The organism is Rhodococcus ruitaii, from assembly GCF_055230935.1.
On the sequence record NZ_JBUYWC010000043.1, the window covers coordinates 1 to 1460 of the forward strand.

1 protein-coding gene is annotated in these 1460 nt (G+C 65.8%); it reads left to right on the forward strand.

The features are described 5' to 3' along the window. Positions 1-244: 244 nt before the first annotated feature. Positions 245-1438, forward strand: coding sequence for an IS110 family RNA-guided transposase (locus tag ACZI8W_RS26110; protein WP_463371444.1), 1194 nt, complete (start codon positions 245-247; stop codon positions 1436-1438). Positions 1439-1460: the final 22 nt, after the last annotated feature.

Sequence of the window (1460 nt, forward strand, 5' to 3'; positions counted from 1 at the left end):
CCCGTTACCTTTTTCATAGCCCTGCAACACAGGGTGACGGTCGCCAAGTTCGGTATGACTTCTCGCCCCTGTCTCTCGAATGATCCGGGGGGTGGTGTCGCCGAACCTGGTGACGTCGATGGACCGCTGATAGGGACACGGCCGCCTGCTGTGCGGGGACATCGGGCAGGTCTCTTCGTAACGTGGGTGCCGGGTGTCGACGTCGGATCGGTGACCGTCCGGAGCGGAACGAAAGGCACGCTTCATGGACCCGACCTACGCCGTGTTCTGCGGCATCGACGTGGGCAAAGGCGAACACCACGCCGTCGGACTCGACCCCGTCGGAACCCGCCTGTTCGACAAGGCCCTGCCCAACGACGAAGCGAAGCTGCGGGCCGTGTTCGACCGCCTGGCCGAACATGGGCCGGTGCTGGTGATCGTCGACCAACCCAACACCATCGGCGCGCTGCCGGTCACCGTCGCCCGAGCCTGCGGACACGCCGTGGCCTACCTGCCGGGGCTGACAATGCGCCGCGTAGCCGACCTGTACCCCGGCCAGGCCAAGACCGACGCCCGCGATGCATTCATCATCGCCGACACCGCCCGGACGATGCCGCACACCCTGCGCCGGGTCGATGTCGGCGACGAAGCCCTGGCCGAACTCGGGGTCCTCGTCGGATTCGACGATGACCTCGCCGGGGAGGCCACCCGGATCAGCAACCGCATCCGCGGGTTGCTCACCGGAATCCACCCCTCCCTCGAACGCGTTCTCGGCCCCCGGATCGCGCATCCGGCCGTGCTCGAGATCCTGTCGCGATGCGGAGGCCCGGTCGGCATCCGCAAGGCCGGCAAACGCCGACTCACCACCCTCGCGACCAAACATGCGCCGCGGATGGGCGCCCGCCTGGTCGAGGAGGTCCTCGCCGCACTGGATGCGCAAACCGTGACGGTACCGGGCAGCAACGCCGCCGAGATCGTACTGCCGAAACTCTCGGACTCGTTGAAAGAAGTTCTGCAACAACGCAAGAGAATTGCCGAGGATGTCGAGAGGATGCTCGACGACCACCCTCTTTCGCAGGTCCTGATGTCGATGCCGGGCGTCGGTGTCAGGACTGCAGCGCGCATCCTGCTCGAGGTCGGTGATGGATCGGCATTCGCCTCGGCCGCGCACCTGGCTGCCTACGCCGGTATCGCGCCGGTGACTCATCGTTCTGGTTCGTCGATCCGCGGTGAGCACCCCGCTCGGTCGGGTAACCGCAAACTGAAACGGGCGTTGTTCCTGTCGGCGTTCGCGGCGTTGCACGACCCGACCAGTCGTGCCTATTACGACCGCAAACGCGCCGAGGGTAAGAAGCACAATGCCGCGTTGATCTGTCTGGCACGCCGTCGCTGCGACGTCCTCTACGCCATGCTGAAGAACAAGACCTTCTACCGCACACCCGATGCTGCCGCCGCTTGACAAAACCATAGGGACACCCCCC

Excerpts from the sequence above, each read along its gene's own strand:
- ACZI8W_RS26110 (WP_463371444.1), top strand. The coding sequence starts at position 245 with ATGGACCCGACCTACGCCGTGTTCTGCGGCATCGACGTGGGCAAAGGC.